Source organism: Bacteroides sp. MSSM.1001136sp1_RTP21357st2_D2_RTP21359_211015 (assembly GCF_040913205.1).
Taxonomy (GTDB): Bacteria; Bacteroidota; Bacteroidia; order Bacteroidales; family Bacteroidaceae; genus Bacteroides; species Bacteroides ovatus.
This window is the reverse complement of sequence record NZ_JBDFVF010000009.1, coordinates 127,463-141,053: the sequence shown is the minus strand read 5'-3', so window position 1 is coordinate 141,053 and position 13,591 is coordinate 127,463. Positions and strand designations below refer to the sequence as shown.

Below are 13,591 nucleotides of genomic sequence, written 5' to 3'. Positions count from 1 at the left end.
TTAAGTCACAAAAAATGTTGAGTCGCAAAGATACTTTATTTTCTGTAAAGCGTTTCCCTCCTTATTCTTTTTTTAAAATGATTTTTCCTCCATATTGTCCTGCCACTTGCTTGCGGAAATCAATGAATGCCGCATATTCATCCGGACTGTAAACCCCTTTGCGCATAAACAATCGGTGAGTGATGTAGATTTCCTTATCTTTCACCTGAATACCGGAATGGAAACTGCCGAACTTGCTTTTCACGTCAAGCGGTTTCGGAAGTCCTTCGATTACATATCCTTCCGGCAGTTGGATGCGGATGCTGTCGGTATCTGTGTATCCGTAGTTGATGTAAATGGGATAGGTGCGCTTCGTCACAGGAGGAACACTGAATTCTTTTCGGAACACATTGGTGGGGATAAACAGACGGTTGCCCGTTTTATGCCCGTATTGATTGCTGGTGGCAGTGTAGTCGAAGGTGATAGACGGATTGGGTTCCTTGCACTCGCTGATTTGCAGGTTCTGAATATCGGCTTGGGATAAGTTGATGCTTGAACGGATGCGGTCTTTTTGTTTGTTGGGCTCCAGATAGACGATGCCTGCTTCATTCTCATATTGAAAAATCCGGGAGATTTCGTTCACCTCTATCCGTGCCTCGGCTGTGGGGGAGAGGGTGATGTTGGCAACGATGTGCTGTGTGTTCAGCGAGTCGGGATAGGTGGCAGGCGATACATCTGGCCGCCGGTCGGTTCGATGAGTAAGGCGTCGTGTCCCGCAATGTCTTGGTGGACATAGCCGAAGGGAAGCGATGGATTTGTACATTCCAGCCAGAGCGTATCTTGGGGAAGCGGAACTTGCAGGATGACGTGATTCATCTGGTTGGCACTGGAGAAGTCTGGTAGCAAGCGCTCGTTGGTGGTGCTGATGACTGTATAAGTGGAAGCAATTCCCAACTCTTTCAGCATGGCGCGGGTGTAATTGGACAATCCTTTACAGTCGCCGAATCCCGTGCGGCAAACATCGGCGGCGGCAATGGGCTGTAAACCTCCGATGCCTAGTTGGATGCTCACGTAACGGGTGGTTTTGGCCAGATAATCGTAGATTGCTTTCACCTTGTCCCGGTCGGTAGTGCAGCTGGCTGTCAGTTCGTGCAGCTTGGCGCGGAAAGGTTCGGTGAGCAGGTCGCGTCCGTTGAGCAGTTGGTATTGCCATTCTCCGTACTTTTGCCAGCTGCTCATATCGCCTTCCGACTTGTCGTACTTGAAAGCGGAGGGAGCAAAGTAGACACGTGGAAATAGCTCGGCGAAATCCGGACCGAAAGGTTCTTTGATGATGGGAGAGAGCTTGGAAGCGGTGGCTTCGATCACTTGTTGCCCGTCGGCTCCGGTGGACTCCTTCACTTCGATTTCTTTTCCCTGCGTGTTCAGTTCGCGGTATCTGCATCCTTGTCCTGCGGGCAGCTCGATCCGGTAAGTCGCTTTCTCCACTCCCTGGTTAAATTCTGCCTGCGGGACAAAAGGGAGATAACCGATCAGTCCGTTGTTGCATTTCATTTCCCATTCGTATTTCACTGTGAAAGGGAAAGAAGGATGATTACATTCGTAATAATAAAAATAATCGTCCGTGGTAAGCGAAGAGCTGTATTCACTTTTCTGTAGTTCGGATTTCTTTATCTTACGTACACTTTGTCCGGTGGCATTGAGGATTTCTCCGGAGAATTTCTGCAAAGAACGGAACATGTCACATCCGCAGAAGAAACGGGCTGCCTCCAATCCTTTGCGGTTGAGGACGCTGATTGTCAGGCTTTCTTTTTCTATGGATTGAGTCATGGATTTGCAGAGAACCTCTGTGCGTGCTTCCACGATGATGGAATTGGCATCCTTGAGAATATCCTGTGCACATGCCGGCTGTATGTGCAGACTTAGGCAGATAAGGACACAGGACAGACCGAATGCCCGGCATATCCTTTGTTTCAGGATGGGGTGGCTGGAACGGATCATTGGTGTAAACAGGTAAAGTTTATATTTTTTTGAGCACGATGAGTGCGTTGTTTTTTTCGATTACTTTGGCCCATAGTTCCTGCAGTTGTTTGTATTGTTCGGAAAGGAATATGTAGCCTTTCAGGTGGAATACATAATTGAGCAGGATTGTATTTCCCTGTTGCTGAATCATATATTTACACTGTAATCCGTCTCCTTCCGACCGGATAGATTGTGATTGAGGAAGTTCTTCCACTTCATATCCTTCGGGGAGAGTCAGCGTAGACAGCATCGTGAATTTGTACGGGTAGGGAAATTCGATGGGAAGTACCCGTTCCGTCTGGATAAAAGGATTGCTTTTCAATTGCGGAAAGAGCATTGGATTGATATAAAGGTGATCGTCCGTTCGGTCGGCTTGCAGGACGAAGTCAAACTCTTCTTCTATCAGTGCCCAGTCATTTTCCTGCTTTTTCACTTTCAGGTTGGTGACAGTGAGTTTCTCTTTCTGGCTGACTTTGTTTTCAGGATTCGAAACGAGATTGTCCTGTTTATGATTTTCATTTGCCTGATATTCGATGGCTTCCTGCCCGTAGAGAACCGTGCTGCGATGTCCTTTCACTTGATTTCCCTCTATTCGAGCATCAATCTTCATAAAACTTTTGTTGTGGGAAAGAGCCATCACGTTCACCCATTTCTTTTCTTCTTTCTCTTTTAGGGAAAGCATGCGTGCTTTGTTTACAGACAATTCAAGCGGCAATATATTAAAGGCAGGTACGTCCATAGAACTGTCTAAAAATACATATTTTTGTTTGTTTATATCGTGGATAGCAACAAAGAATGTATTTAGTTTTTGCAGAGAAGGAAAGTTGTACGGCAGCATACCTGATGAACGTCGGCTCATAACCACCGGATAGGCTTCCAGCCCGAAGTCTTTCAGGATGCTGATAAGGATGAAATTCAGGTCGGCATTACTGCCGCTTCCTTTCTTGATTACTTTTTCGAGCTCTTTGCTGTAGAGCTGATACCGTCCGTTCCAGGCCATTTTCTTTTTGAGCACCTGGAAGGCGCAGATGATTTTCTCCTCGAAATTCATTTCGCTGTTGTAGGCTTGTTTGGTTTCAGGGCGGAAAGGGTTGGTGAGTGAGAGGTGTTCGCCGAACTGTGTATTTTCCGGTTTGAGCAACTGCTTGTCTACATCTTCCCATTTCTGGCTGTATGGTTTGTATTCATTGGGGGTGAATTGAGTGCCTTGCAGATCGAAGCTCACTTGCACCTTATAGTCTTCCGGACACCAGCAGTAGGATTCGTCCTGACGGATAGCCGGAAGGTTGCGTGAGATAAAGGTGGTTTCTTGTGCCGAAACGGTGAAGTCTTTGCTGACTCCACCCGCACCGGAGCCTTCACGTTCTGTGGCATGAATGGAGGAGTCTCTTTGCTTCACTTGTATGTAGTCCTTTCCCCGGAGTTCGATGTTGTAGACAAATACATGAGGGATGGTGATTTTATACTGGTTGTAGAGCATCGGGAGTTCTTCCTGCATCATCCAGTTGTCGATGTGTGAAAAATAGTCGGAGTAGAGTTTGTAGTGATATTCGATGACAGTGCCTTCTTTGACAGCGGGCAGAGAGAATTTTAGCATTTTATACAGGTTGTTGATCCGCTCGAAAGAGATAGATTCCCGCTTCATGGACGTTTTTATACATTTCCCGTTTTCGATATTGTAGGAGCAGCCTTCTATGTCACTGGCTCTTTCCTTCCCTTCGTCCCTATCGGTGGGAGAGTAGTAGGGAACGGACACGTCGGCGTATGACACTCCTTGCGGTTTCAGGATTTTGATGCGTACCCAATGCTCGGTAGTCAGTTGAAAACCGTCGTGGTAGACGAAGTCACTTTGTCCCTGATGGAAAAGATAAATAGCCGTGGCGGTGGTGTCGGGGGCATAGGAGGTGAGAGATAGTTCTTCTTTGGAAGGTTTTCCATACTTTAGATTGGGCTCTATGGTGGCTGTTGTAGCTTGTTGTGGGTAGACAGGCGACAGGAACTGTAATAGAAATGCGCAGAGAATGAATAATTTTCTCATAATTGTGTTTTTTGTAGTATGCTCACAAAGATAAAAAAAATAGAGAAAGGTGTACCGCCTTTCTCTATTTTAATTTTGTTTTATGTATAAAATATATTATACCAAATGTCCGATCCATTCTTCGCGGTCGCCGGGGAGAAGGTCGATAACGGGAACTTCTACCATCGTGTAGCATCCCGGTTGTTGCTTCATGGAAGCGCGTGCCACGCATACCAGTACTTGTGCGGTCAGTGCGGGGTTGTTGATACGCATATTAAATTCGAACAACTGGTTCTGTGTTTTGCCGGATACACCTTTGCGAGTCAGATTTACACCATGACCCATGTCTAGCAGGGCGTCTACACTCGGAACGAGTTTCACGTGTGTTTCATCGTTCACGAAGTAAGGATCTGCTTTGATGGCAGCGGCTACTTCTTCGAATTTATATCCGTCTTTCAGTTCGATGTATACCATGCGGCGGTGGATTCCCGTGCCGGTCGGAATGGTCATGGAAAGGGCAGCTTTCACTCCGTCAATCGCTTTTACGGCTACTGTGTGTCCCATGCTCATACCGGGACCGAAGTTGGTGTAGGTGATGCCTTTCGGAGCAATTGCTTCCAGCATGGTGCGTACGATGGAATCGCTTCCCGGATCCCATCCGGCAGAGATGATCGATACGGCTTTATGTTTTTTGGCGGTAGCATTCAAGGTACGGCGCAGGTCTACGATACCGGTGTGGATATCGAAACTGTCTACCGTGTTAATACCCATCGCCAGATATTCTTTTGCATATTTTTCTACGCTGCGGGTCGGCGTGCAAAGAATAGCTACGTCTACTTCTCCCAGCTCTTTTATGTCCTTCACTACTGCGTAGTTTGCTAACTCTTCCGGTTTGTTCTCTGCTCCTGCACGACGAACGACTCCGGCTATTTCGAAATCAGGTGCCGCCTGAAGCGCTTCAAGTACATAATGTCCAATGTTGCCATAACCAACGATGGCAGCTCTTACTTTTTTCATTCTTTTCTTGGTTTTAATGAACAAATTTCTTTCTTTTGCTTGCAAAAGTAAACAAATTACTACTAACTTTGGTTCATCTGCTTTAATATTTTTATTTTTTTCATATTCTTCATATCTAATGTACAAAAGAATAATCTGTGAAAATCAGTGTAATCTGTGGTGAGAAAGTTTTATCTTTGTCCCTGTTATGATAGAATATATTAGAGGCGAACTTGCCGAACTAAGTCCGGCAACCGCAGTGATCGACTGTAATGGGGTGGGATATGCCGCCAATATATCTTTGAATACCTATTCGGCTATTCAGGGAAAGAAAAGTTGTAAGCTATATATTTACGAGGCGATTCGTGAAGATGCGTATGTGCTCTACGGATTTGCCGAGAAACAGGAACGGGAGATTTTCCTATTATTGATTTCCGTTTCCGGAATCGGGGGGAACACGGCTCGTATGATTCTTTCGGCTCTCTCGCCTGCCGAACTGGTGAACGTAATCAGCACCGAAAATGCGAACATGTTGAAAACGGTGAAAGGCATCGGGCTGAAGACTGCGCAACGCGTGATTGTCGACCTGAAAGATAAGATAAAAACAATGGGTATGTCTGCTGCCGGAGGGGCTTCCGCAGGTTTGTTGTTGCAACCTGCCAATGCGGAAGTGCAGGAAGAGGCGGTGTCTGCATTGACGATGCTAGGCTTTGCTGCTGCACCTTCACAGAAGGTGGTGTTGGCTATCTTGAAGGAGGAGCCGGATGCTCCGGTAGAAAAGGTTATCAAACTGGCTTTGAAACGTTTGTAGTATGAAGCAACAGAAGATATATATGAAAGCATGGCTGGACGCTCATGGTCGTGCAAAAGCAGTGGATACGGATGAATGGTATCTGGATTTCGCTAACCAGCTATTGCCGTTGGTGGCAGATTCTTTTATATACGGTGGGAGAGAGTGGGAGGAAGACCAGAAGCGAGTGGCTTTGACGTGTGCCTTGTATTTGGAAGATTGCGTAGCAGACGGAGGAAATTGGCGTCAGTTTATTCATTGGCACCGGAAAAGCTACGGACGTTATTTGCCTTTTTACGCACTGACGGAGGAATATTTGCCGGACGAAATTAACCGTGAAGATATTGTTTTCCTTTTGTGGGCCATCAATTCTCCGGTTGGCGATGATTTTGATGGAGTAGAGAACCCGATGGATGCGGATTTGCTGGAGTTTGCGGATACGCTTTACAACCGTTTGGATGCTGCGTTCGAATTGGCTCCTATCAGCGATTATCTGGCAACGGACTGGCTGATGGAAACGGAGCTGATGCAAAAGAAGCGGATGCCTCTGCCGGTAGCTTTGCCGGGAGAAAAGATGCCTACGAACGTAGAACGTTTCCTTGAAGCGAGCAAAGGTGAACCGCTTTTATACTTTGACTCTTACGAAGCGCTAAAATTTTTCTTTGTGCAGTCGTTGAAGTGGGAAGATGAAGAGGATTCTTTGTTGCCTGACTTAAAGGAGTTCGGTAACTTTGTGGTTTTTGCCAATCCGAAAGGGTTGTTGATCGGTCCTGATGTAGCCGAATATTTTGCAGACAAACGTAATCCGCTCTACAATGCCGAACTGGCTGAAGAGGAAGCATACGAGCTGTTTTGTGAAGAAGGTTTGTGTCCGTTCGATCTGCTGAAATATGGAATGGAACACGATTTGTTGCCGGAAGCACAGTTCCCGTTTGAGAACGGAAAGGAGTTATTGCAGGAAAACTGGGATTTTGTGGCTCGCTGGTTTTTGGGTGAGTATTACGAAGGAGAATAAGAATTATAAGAAATAAGTACTGTTTATATAAGTGCTGTCTATGTTAATCAAAAAAAGTAACAATCCTTTTGCCGGAAAGACAAAGTCTGCAGTCGGTAAAAAGAAGACGACCGGAAAACGGGTCGGAAAATCAAAGCAGGAAAAGGCTAATAATCAGTTGAATAGAAGGATAAAATAAAGGCGTGTAGACCACGCCGTTTTTGGTTATCAGGCTACGCCGTTTGATGATGGCAGACTACGCCTTTTCTCCCTACCAGGAAACGCCTTTTCTCTCACGCAGAGGATTAAGAGTCTCATTATGCATTTGACGGGAATAGTTGTCGTTTATGAAAAATAACAACTATTCCCGTCTATTTTATTATTAACCAATGGCTTTTTCTGGTGGATGGCTTTCCTTTTACTAATCGGTAATTTCTTCCTGTGCTTTCCGTTCTTTCTTCTTATTGATGAATCCGATTTTCAGGTTGGCTTCCTCTTGTTCTTTTTTAATCTGTTCCATGGCCGAGAGGATTTGTGCTAATTCGTAAACACCTGCTGCGGCCTGGCGGTCGGTTGGACTCATTGTCGTTTTATAGGTGCGGTCGCCTATATATTCCACACGGATATTTTTGTCTTTATTGAGATTCAGGAATTCGATCACATTTCCGTCTTCCCCTAGTTTGTAGTCAGCTTTTTCTATTTTCTCGTTCATGTCCGTTGTCTCGTAGCTGTCTTTGGAGCTTGGAGTTTCTGCAAAACTACCGTCAGGAGCAATCACTTTCACTTTTGTATGGTGAATATTGCCGGCACCACAGTAGATGGAAGTCATACTCATTATACCTTGCTCGTTCACTTGGAAGCGGAGGTACGAACGGTGCATATTTTTTTCAATGGTCTGTGTAGGCCAGAGGTAGTTGCCGACTTGTTGATATTCGGCATCTTTTTCTAGTTTGAATTTGTCCTTGATGGCATTGAATTCTTCTGTCTTTGCCTGAAAGGCGCTATCCAGGTAAGCAAGCGTTTTTTGTTGTGCTTTTGTTTCAACATCGAGCATCAGTGCCTGTCCCGCCTTACGTGCTTCGAACGCTTTGGGATAGAGAATCTTGATACTGTCAATTTGTAACTTAGCTTCTTCATAGTCGCCACGTTCGTAGGCAGCCTTGGCAACCATCAGTTTTTCATTGGCTTTTTTCTCAAGGCCATTTCCGCAGGCAGCTAATGCCAGCGTACCACAAAAGAGGATAATCAGTTTTTTCATCACAAATTCTATTTACTGGTTTTATTAGCGGCAAAAATACAAATATATCCCTTATTTTTGTAATTTTGTCCCCTCAAAACTTATAACTAAAAAGAATGATAGAGTTGACTCAAGAGGAATTGAAGCAGCATTTTAGCGAACCCATCTTCGGACAGATAGCCGAAACGGCTGATACACTCGGTATGGAGTGTTATGTGGTAGGTGGTTATGTTCGTGATATTTTTCTGCAACGTCCCTCTAAAGATATAGATGTAGTAGTTGTAGGAAGTGGAATTGCAATGGCGGAAGCCCTTGGAAAACAGTTGGGACGTGGTGCTCATGTTTCTGTTTTCAAGAATTTCGGAACAGCACAAGTAAAATATAGAGGCACGGAAGTAGAGTTTGTTGGTGCACGTAAAGAATCTTATCAACGGGATTCGCGTAAACCTATTGTTGAAGACGGCACGCTGGAAGACGATCAGAATCGTCGCGATTTCACGATCAATGCTCTGGCCGTATGTCTCAATAAAGCACGTTTTGGTGAATTGGTAGATCCGTTTGGAGGTTTGGAGGATATGAAGGAAAAGACAATCCGCACTCCCCTCGACCCGGATATTACTTTCAGCGATGATCCCTTGCGCATGATGCGTTGCATCCGTTTTGCTACGCAATTGGGTTTTTACATTGACGATGATACTTTCGAATCGCTTTGCCGGAATAAGGAACGGATTGAAATTATATCCCGTGAACGTATTGCGGACGAATTGAATAAGATTATTCTTTCTCCAATCCCCTCAAAAGGATTTATTGATTTGGAGCGTAGCGGTTTGCTGTCGTTGATTTTTCCGGAATTTGCCGCCTTGCAGGGTGTGGAAACACGGAACGGACGTTCCCATAAGGATAATTTTTATCATACGTTGGAAGTGCTGGATAATATCAGCAAGAAGACTGATAACCTTTGGCTGCGTTGGGCTGCTTTGTTGCACGACATTGCCAAACCTGCCACGAAGCGTTGGGAACCTAAAGCGGGATGGACGTTCCATAATCATAACTTTATCGGTGAAAAGATGATTCCGCATATCTTCCGTAAGATGAAGTTGCCGATGAATGAGAAGATGAAGTATGTACAAAAGCTGGTCAGCCTGCACATGCGCCCGATCGTTATCGCAGATGATGTGGTGACAGACTCGGCTGTACGCCGTCTGCTCTTCGAAGCGGGTGATGACATTGACGACTTGATGATGCTTTGTGAAGCGGATATTACTTCCAAGAATATGGAACGTAAACAGCGTTTCCTGAATAATTTCCAGTTGGTTCGACAGAAACTGAAGGATTTGGAAGAGAAAGACCGTGTCCGTAATTTCCAGCCACCTGTGAGCGGAGAAGAAATTATGGAGATTTTCGGCTTGGAACCTTGTCGTGAGGTCGGAGTCTTGAAGAGTGCTATCAAAGATGCAATCTTGGATGGAGTGATTCCGAATGAATATGAGGCGGCTCATGCTTTCATGCTGGAACGGGCAAAGAAGATGGGAATGACGCCTATTCGCTGATAGAAGGACGGAACATATATAAAATCAGGCATCGTAATCCTATAGTATTCAGACACTGATTTATGCGAATCAGTAGTTGAATTGGAGTAAAACAAGGCAGTATTGAGTGGGATGCCAAGTGAACGTATAAGCCCCATAGTGATGTCACTATGGGGCTTATTGAATGTCTTTTCCGGCTCACTTGTATGGGCACGTTTCTGTTAGCAATATCTCTTATTGAAATTTCTTATCTTCTTCGAGGAGTTCCTGGCTATATTGCTCCCGTGACAGAGGAGTAAAGAGTTCTATCAGATTTTCTTCGGGATCGCGCAGGTACACGGTACGCATCCCCCAATCGGACATATCTGTAGGTTCATTAATAAATGTCACGCCTTTTGCTTTTAGAGCGGCAAAGGTTTCGTCTACGTTATCTACACTGAAGGAGATCATTGATTTTTCGCGCATCCCAACAGGTTGCTGCTTATCTGCATTGCCTGCTGAAGGTGCCATCCAGTCGGATACAAAAAGGGCTAAGCCTTCTATTCCGTCGGCTACTTTAAAGCTGGCGTAGCCGCTGGTTGCATCTCCCCAGGCTGGTTCCAATCCGAGTTGTTCGGTGTAGAATTTGAAGCATTTGGCGAAGTCGTTTACTAATAATCTTACATTGCTGAATTTCATTGTTTACTGATTAGTGGTTCGTAATTTATTACTTATAATCAAAATGCAAATATAATCATTCTATTGGATGGAGTTTCGAAAATCTGTATTTTCCTCAAAACCACATCGGAATGAATGATAACTTGCTTTCCAACTACTGATTACTCATTATTTCTTTATCTGTGTGTTTATCGTTTGGGCAACGTTACCGAAAAATGAGGATTCGGAGTATGTTGTTCAAAGATGATAGCCTTCATCTTTTCCACGATATCCGGATGTTGGAGTGTTATGTCATGATCCTCATGAATATCTGTTTTTAGATTATAGAGGAACGGTGTTCCTTTTTTCACTACCATTTTCCAATCATCCATGCGTACGGCAATCTGGTCTGTTTCATCAAATTCCCAATACAGAAAATCATGCTTCTTTTGCTTTTTATTACCCAGGAGTGTGGGGGCGAAAGAAATCCCATCGAAATAATCGACTTCTTTTTCCTTATTGCGGTATTTCTTTTCGTAGTCTTTGATACCAATAACTTCGCAGAACGTCGGCATTAAATCATAAAATGCACAGATGTGATCGTTTACTTCGCCTGCAGGTATGTGTCCCGGCCAACGGGCGATAAATGGAATACGTATTCCTCCTTCGTGGCATTGACGTTTCAGTCCGCGTAGTTTTCCGTCTCTGCCGAAGAAAGTAGGATCAGCTCCGCCTTCCTCGTGAGGGCCGTTGTCACTGGAGAAAATAACCAATGTGTTTTCGTCCAGTCCTTTTTCTTTCAGTTTTTTCAAAACTTCGCCCACGTAATAGTCCAGGCGGGTAATCATTCCGGCAAATTGGGCGTGTGTATGCGTGATGGCGTTGTATCGTGAGCCTTCGCTTCCCTTAAATTCTTTATCCGGGTTGAATTTAGCTTTGTATTCATTCAGGATAGAATCTTCCGGCTGAACGAGTTCCGCATGAGGTAAGGTGTAAGTCAATACGCCGAAAAACGGTTGTTTGCCGTCTTGCTGATCCAGCCACTCCAATGCTTTCTGGTGAATCATGTCGGCCGAATATTGCGGACGTTTCAGGTAGTCGGGACCATACATCGGATATTGGATGTTTTCATCCATCACTACACGTACCACTCCGGTGTCACCCAACGCTTTACTATAACGGTTCAGGAAATTGGGATAATAAAGATGAGCCTGAAACTGACAGATATAACCGTAGTATTCGTCTATCCCCCGTTTGTCGGGAGTGGAACAGGAACCTTCGTAACCTCCGGCCCATTTACCGAACATACCTGTGGTATAGCCGTTATCTTTCATTATCTCCGGCAGGATTACGTGGTCGGGATCATAAGGGTGTTGCCCCACTATTGAGTATTCTTTATTCTGTCCATATTCCACGATCGGTGCATTTTTCCAGTACTCCTTGTTACCTCGTACTTCACAATGGCCTGAATGTTGTCCTGTCATGAATGAAGCTCTGGAAGGGGCGCTGACGGGACTTCCTGCGTATGCTTGCGTAAAACGCATTCCTTCACCGGCCATGGCGTCTATATGAGGGGTACGGATAAATGGTTGACCGTAGCATCCTAAGTCTCCATATCCCATATCGTCACAAAGGATGAAGAGGATATTGGGCTGGGTATTTTTTTTCTGTCCGTTGGCAGATAGGGTAGATAGGAGCAGGGCACTGCCTATCAACGGGATTGATTGATAATTCATGATATTGTTGTCATTAAAATAAAAGCGTTTCAGTGTTTCATATCTGGAATTATTTCCCGATTAAGTCCTTTCCTTCGCGTACGCTTTGAAGGATACTTTGCAGTTCTGCCACTTTCTCCGGCATATTCTTTGCATAGTTGGTTACCTCTTTCACTTCTTTCATCTTATAAAGCTGGGGTTCTTTAGAGTTTCCGGTTTCTATCTTCGGTCCCCATTGAATCATTTTCGGTCCGTCATTCGGTTCGATGTATTTCCAGTCTTTGGTGCGGACAGAAAGCGTGTGATTAGAAGCCTGCTCTATTACCCACGGGCGGTCTGTCTTTTCTTTACTCAGCCAACTTCCCAGATAGTTGTAACTATCCGGTGCGGTATTCTTAGGCATCGTAGCTCCGGTCAGGGAAGCGAGAGAGGCGAGCCAGTCCACTTGTGAAACCAATAAGTCTGAAGTCATTCCTTTTTTTACTCCTGCAGGCCAGCTGACGATGGCAGGAATACGGGTTCCTCCTTCAAAGGCACTATATTTGTTGCCCCGTAGTGGTCCCGCAGGACTATGACCGTTGAGTAGTTCTTCTGCTTTGTCATCGTATCCGTCGTCTACTACCGGGCCGTTGTCACTTGAAAGAATAATGAGTGTATTTTCTCTTAATCCCAGTTTTTCGAGTGTATTCAGGATTTCACCGACACAATAATCGAACTGTACGATAGCATCGCCTCTTAATCCCATCGGATTTTTTCCTCTGAAACGGTCGTGAGGAAAGCGGGGCACATGTACGTCATTGGTGGCAAAGTAGAGAAAGAAAGGTTTGTTTTGGTTTTCCTCGATGAATTGAATGGCGTGTGTGGTAAGTGAATCAGCAATGTTTTCGTCTTTCCAGAGCGCCTTTCCACCGCCTTTCATAAAACCGATGCGTGAAATTCCATTAACGATCGACATGTCGTGACCGTGACTTGGCTTGAGGTTATAAAGTAATTCAGGATTACTTTTTCCGGTAGGTTCACCCTCGAAGTTCTTTTGATAACTGACTTCGATGGGAGCACTCGGATCATAGTTGGCTACTTTCCCGTTTTCGATGTATACACAGGGTACACGGTCGGCTGTGGCTGCCATAATGTAATGATAGTCGAAACCTAAATCGCCCAGTGCGCACGGTAACGGAGCATTCCAGTCTTGAGTGGCGGTTTGATCTCCGAGTCCCAGATGCCATTTGCCTACTGCGGCAGTGGTGTAACCGACACTTTTGAACATATCTGCCATGGTGTATTGTTCGGGACGGATAATCATTCCGGCATTTCCTGCCGCTACATCCGTTCCTTCTTTGCGCCATGCGTATTCTCCGGTTAGCATGGAGTAGCGGGAAGGGGTGCTGGTGGCGGCTGTTGCGTGAGCATTGGTGAAAAGGATTCCCGATTTTGCCAGTCGGTTGACGTTGGGTGTCTGTACGTTTTTAGCTCCGTAACATTCCAGATCGCCGTAGCCGAGATCGTCGGCGTAGATAAATACAACGTTGGGTGTTTTTGACTTTGTCGGTGTGGTGTTTTCCGGTGCTTTATTGGCGGCTGTTGCAGCACAGGCAACAGAGGATACAAGGGTTAGAATGAAAGGTTGTTTCATTGGTTTTGGGGGTTAAGTGTGTTATTATTAGTAGAAAAAGATG

General features: G+C 45.2%; 9 protein-coding genes and 1 pseudogene. 3 read left to right on the top strand and 7 right to left on the bottom strand.

Going from position 1 to position 13,591, the window contains the following annotated elements; all coding sequences use genetic code 11:
- Window positions 1-61: 61 nt before the first annotated feature.
- From AB5217_RS08365 to AB5217_RS08355, 3 genes and pseudogenes are all read right to left on the bottom strand, one after another.
- A pseudogene (locus tag AB5217_RS08365) lies at window positions 62-1,980 on the bottom strand (DUF3857 domain-containing protein).
- A gap of 19 nt (window positions 1,981-1,999) precedes the next feature.
- Complete coding sequence (locus AB5217_RS08360) at window positions 2,000-4,039, bottom strand: DUF3857 domain-containing protein (protein ID WP_032844845.1); 2,040 nt, start codon at window positions 4,037-4,039, stop codon at window positions 2,000-2,002.
- A 96-nt stretch (window positions 4,040-4,135) separates the two neighbouring features.
- Window positions 4,136-5,035, bottom strand: coding sequence for a diaminopimelate dehydrogenase (locus tag AB5217_RS08355; RefSeq protein WP_004321792.1), 900 nt, complete (start codon window positions 5,033-5,035; stop codon window positions 4,136-4,138).
- Window positions 5,036-5,222: 187 nt separating this feature from the next.
- Here AB5217_RS08355 and ruvA point away from each other — a divergent pair, with 187 nt between their 5' ends.
- Together ruvA and AB5217_RS08345 are read left to right on the top strand one after the other, a co-directional pair.
- Window positions 5,223-5,825, top strand: a complete 603-nt coding sequence (gene ruvA, locus AB5217_RS08350) for a Holliday junction branch migration protein RuvA (RefSeq protein WP_004306823.1) — start codon at window positions 5,223-5,225, stop codon at window positions 5,823-5,825.
- A gap of 1 nt (window position 5,826) precedes the next feature.
- Window positions 5,827-6,819, top strand: a complete 993-nt coding sequence (locus AB5217_RS08345) for a DUF3843 family protein (RefSeq protein WP_004321790.1) — start codon at window positions 5,827-5,829, stop codon at window positions 6,817-6,819.
- Between the two features lie 400 nt (window positions 6,820-7,219).
- On the opposite strand, the gene AB5217_RS08340 is transcribed toward AB5217_RS08345, so the two are convergent.
- Entirely contained in the window at window positions 7,220-8,056 is an 837-nt protein-coding gene (locus AB5217_RS08340) for a hypothetical protein (protein ID WP_004297988.1), read from the bottom strand.
- Window positions 8,057-8,151: 95 nt separating this feature from the next.
- Here AB5217_RS08340 and AB5217_RS08335 point away from each other — a divergent pair, with 95 nt between their 5' ends.
- The gene (locus AB5217_RS08335; RefSeq protein ID WP_004321787.1) at window positions 8,152-9,585 is read left to right on the top strand and encodes a CCA tRNA nucleotidyltransferase; all 1,434 of its coding nucleotides are present in this window, start codon (window positions 8,152-8,154) and stop codon (window positions 9,583-9,585) included.
- A gap of 213 nt (window positions 9,586-9,798) precedes the next feature.
- On the opposite strand, the gene AB5217_RS08330 is transcribed toward AB5217_RS08335, so the two are convergent.
- The 3 genes from AB5217_RS08330 to AB5217_RS08320 all read right to left on the bottom strand — a co-directional run bounded on the left by AB5217_RS08330 (window position 9,799) and on the right by AB5217_RS08320 (window position 13,548).
- Window positions 9,799-10,242, bottom strand: coding sequence for a VOC family protein (locus AB5217_RS08330; protein ID WP_004306829.1), 444 nt, complete (start codon window positions 10,240-10,242; stop codon window positions 9,799-9,801).
- Window positions 10,243-10,409: 167 nt separating this feature from the next.
- Window positions 10,410-11,936 (bottom strand): arylsulfatase, encoded by a 1,527-nt coding sequence (locus AB5217_RS08325; protein WP_004326066.1) that lies wholly within the window; start codon window positions 11,934-11,936, stop codon window positions 10,410-10,412.
- 49 nt (window positions 11,937-11,985) lie between these two features.
- A complete protein-coding gene (locus tag AB5217_RS08320; RefSeq protein ID WP_032854794.1) occupies window positions 11,986-13,548 on the bottom strand; it encodes a sulfatase family protein in 1,563 nt (520 codons plus the stop codon).
- Window positions 13,549-13,591 lie beyond the last annotated feature (43 nt).

Coding starts and splice junctions, on each gene's coding strand:
- AB5217_RS08360 (WP_032844845.1), bottom strand. CDS start 4,039: ATGAGAAAATTATTCATTCTCTGCGCATTTCTATTACAGTTCCTGTCG.
- AB5217_RS08355 (WP_004321792.1), bottom strand. CDS start 5,035: ATGAAAAAAGTAAGAGCTGCCATCGTTGGTTATGGCAACATTGGACAT.
- ruvA (WP_004306823.1), top strand. CDS start 5,223: ATGATAGAATATATTAGAGGCGAACTTGCCGAACTAAGTCCGGCAACC.
- AB5217_RS08345 (WP_004321790.1), top strand. CDS start 5,827: ATGAAGCAACAGAAGATATATATGAAAGCATGGCTGGACGCTCATGGT.
- AB5217_RS08340 (WP_004297988.1), bottom strand. CDS start 8,056: ATGAAAAAACTGATTATCCTCTTTTGTGGTACGCTGGCATTAGCTGCC.
- AB5217_RS08335 (WP_004321787.1), top strand. CDS start 8,152: ATGATAGAGTTGACTCAAGAGGAATTGAAGCAGCATTTTAGCGAACCC.
- AB5217_RS08330 (WP_004306829.1), bottom strand. CDS start 10,242: ATGAAATTCAGCAATGTAAGATTATTAGTAAACGACTTCGCCAAATGC.
- AB5217_RS08325 (WP_004326066.1), bottom strand. CDS start 11,936: ATGAATTATCAATCAATCCCGTTGATAGGCAGTGCCCTGCTCCTATCT.
- AB5217_RS08320 (WP_032854794.1), bottom strand. CDS start 13,548: ATGAAACAACCTTTCATTCTAACCCTTGTATCCTCTGTTGCCTGTGCT.